This is a genomic window from Synechococcus sp. H55.9, from assembly GCF_047462355.1.
In the GTDB taxonomy this organism is placed as follows: domain Bacteria; phylum Cyanobacteriota; class Cyanobacteriia; order Thermostichales; family Thermostichaceae; genus Thermostichus.
This window is the reverse complement of the sequence record NZ_JANSJB010000082.1, coordinates 2,054-4,887: the sequence shown is the minus strand read 5'-3', so window position 1 is coordinate 4,887 and position 2,834 is coordinate 2,054. Positions and strand designations below refer to the sequence as shown.

Below are 2,834 nucleotides of genomic sequence, written 5' to 3'. Positions count from 1 at the left end.
CGGTGGAGCTGCGGCAGTTGGCCACCGAGCTGGGGGCGCAGGCCGTGTTTTGGAACGAGGATCTGGATCCCTTGGCCCGGCAGCAGGAGAGTCAGGTGCGGGCCAGCTTGACGGAAGCCGGGATCCCGTCTTTTTCTTACCAAGATATGCTGCTGCACGGTCCGGGGGAAGTGGTGACCCAGGCGGGGGATCCCTACTCGGTTTTTACCCCTTTCTGGCGCCGCTGGTCCAGCTTGCCTAAGCCGGATCCCTTCCCCACTCCCAAGGAGCTCCAGCCGCTGCCAAGCCTGAAAGCTCAACCTCTGCCCACCTTGGCGGATCTGGGCTTTGTCTGCAACCAGCGGATCCCGGCGGCAGGCGAGAGGGCAGCTCAAGCGCTGCTTGAGGATTTTTGTCAGGGCCTGCGCATTTTGGACTACGAGCAGGCCCGCAATTTTCCGGCTGAACAGGGTACCTCTCTCCTCAGTCCCCACCTGTGCTGGGGAACCATCGGCATTCGTCAGGTGTGGCAGGCCACGCGGGAGGTGGAAGCAGAGGTGCGCAGTGAAGAGGCCGAAAGCAGCCTGCAAACTTGGCGGCAGGAGCTGTGCTGGCGCGAGTTTTACAAGCATGTCCTGGCCCACTGGCCCCACGTGGAGAGCGGCGCCTACCGGCGAGCTTTTGATGCGCTGGAGTGGGGCAACCGGCAGGACTGGTTTCAGGCCTGGTGCTCCGGACAGACGGGTTACCCCATCGTGGATGCGGCCATGCGCCAGCTCAACGAGACCGGCTGGATGCACAACCGCTGCCGCATGATCGTGGCCAGCTTTTTAACTAAAGATCTGCTCATCGACTGGCGCTGGGGAGAGCGCTACTTTATGCAGAAGCTGGTGGACGGGGATCTGGCCGCCAACAACGGCGGCTGGCAGTGGAGCGCCGGTGTGGGCACGGATCCCAGGCCGCTGCGCATCTTCAACCCGGCCACCCAGGCAGCCCGCTACGACCCGGAAGGGGAGTACATCCGTCGCTACCTGCCGGAGCTGGCGGGGCTAGATACCCCGGCTTTGCTGTGGGTGGGGGAGGATCCCAAGGGATCCTGGGCCCTACAGGAGCGGCGGCGCTGCGGCTACCCGGATCCCATCGTGGATCACAAGGTGCAGCAGCAGGAGTTCAAGCGGCGCTACCAGGCGGTGCAGCAGAGGCGTTCTCAGCCGGCCCAGGGCAGACTATCCACTCTTTCCTAGCTCTGGACAAGACGTGGCAAGGACTTCCCTCACCCCCAACCCCTCTCCCTCAGGGACTCCCTCACCCCCAACCCCTCTCCCTGAGGGAGAGGGGAGTTAGAGCAGCGCGTTCGCGACAGCGTTGCGTTAATGACTTATGGAAATGAAAAGGGGATCGCCTGGATCCCCTCGGTCTTCAGAAGTTCGGAGCCAATGCCGGGTTGCCTGAGACTACGGCTTCAGCTCGCTGGGGATGCGCTCCCCGAAGAGAACTGTGTAGAGAATGCGGTAGATGTCGGTGTTCAGGATCCCGGTGGTGGGCACCAGCTCTTGGGCGTTCAGGCCCGCCGCGCGGGCGATAACTCCACTGCCGGCGTCGTCTCCAGTGGCCCACGCCACCGCAAAGGGGCGGCGGTTGCCGTTCTTGTCGGGTGCTGAAACAAATGGCTTCGTACCCGTGCCCTCGACGCCATCGATAGGGGCGCCGCTTTCTTCGGGGTCAGTGGGGGGCAGCGGCTCATCGGCAGACTCCACATCCACCAACTGCATCCCGCCGGCGTTGCTGTCGCTGGTGGTGATCATGAAGGTTTTGGGATTCTTCTCGATGAAGTTAAGAATTACCCCAATGGCATCGTCAGCCCGCTTCATGGCCTCCAGGCAGCCGGAAGCATTGAGGTTGTTGCACATGTTGTCGGTGCCCTCTTCCTCAATGACGGCGAAGAAGCCCTTGGGATTGCGGGAGATCCGCTCTAGGGCAAACTGCGTCATCTCGGCAATGGTGGGCGCGCTGGCGATGTAGTTGGGCAGGTTTTGGGCCCGCAGCTCTTCTTCAGGTTTGTCGTAGAAGGTGTCCTCTACGTTGAACACCCCCAAAACCTTGGCGGCATCCGCCGGCAGCTTCAGCAGCTCGTCGCGGGTATAGACGACGGCATACCCTTTTTTCTTGGCTTCCTCGATGAGGTTGCGGCCATCCTTGCGCTTCCCTTGGCCAAAGCGCCCCTGGACGCCTTCCGGCAACAGCCATTCCTCACCGGCCCCCAGGATGATGTCTACCCCCGACTCCACCACTTCCAGGGCAATCTCCTCGTAGTCGCTGCGCTTGGGAGCTTCAGCCACAAAAGCAGCCGTCCCCGGCTCGATGATGGATCCCGACTGCACCAGAGCCGTGCCCAGGCCTGCCTCAATGGCATCTTCCATAATTGTGTTCAGGGTGCCGTTGGCCGAGGGATACTCTTTGCCGTCGGGATCCAAGCCAAAAGTCGCGCCATGCACGCGAGTGCCTGTGGCATGCGTCACCGCCCCGCCGTTGGAGGTTCCACCCAACAGGTCAAGGTGATGGCCACGATAGGTGGTGATGACAGGCAGGCGATCCCAGTTCAAGAAGCCATCCGGGCCGTAGTGGAGAATGCGGGTGATGTCCCAGTGGGAGGCCGAAGTGCCATCGGGGTGGAAAAAGATCGCCCCGTTGCCGGTCGGCTTTGGCGCCGCCTGGGCCAGGCTAGAAAAAAGGGAAGAGGACAGCAAGCACAGCGTTGCGGCCAAAGCTGCCCTCAGAGAATAGTTACGCATAGTAAACCTGCCCTTGCTTGTTCAAGGCTGAACGTCAAGAAAAGTAACACAGCCTTGGAGCAC

At 61.8% G+C, this 2,834-nt stretch carries 2 protein-coding genes; one reads left to right on the top strand and one right to left on the bottom strand.

What is annotated here, in order from left to right:
• A partial coding sequence (locus tag NW857_RS10295; RefSeq protein WP_414368879.1) for a cryptochrome/photolyase family protein occupies window positions 1–1,223 on the top strand: 1,223 nt, incomplete at its 5' end.
• A 210-nt stretch (window positions 1,224–1,433) separates the two neighbouring features.
• Here the strand turns inward: NW857_RS10295 and NW857_RS10290 are convergent.
• Complete coding sequence (locus tag NW857_RS10290) at window positions 1,434–2,771, bottom strand: alkaline phosphatase (RefSeq protein WP_414368877.1); 1,338 nt, start codon at window positions 2,769–2,771, stop codon at window positions 1,434–1,436.
• Window positions 2,772–2,834: the final 63 nt, after the last annotated feature.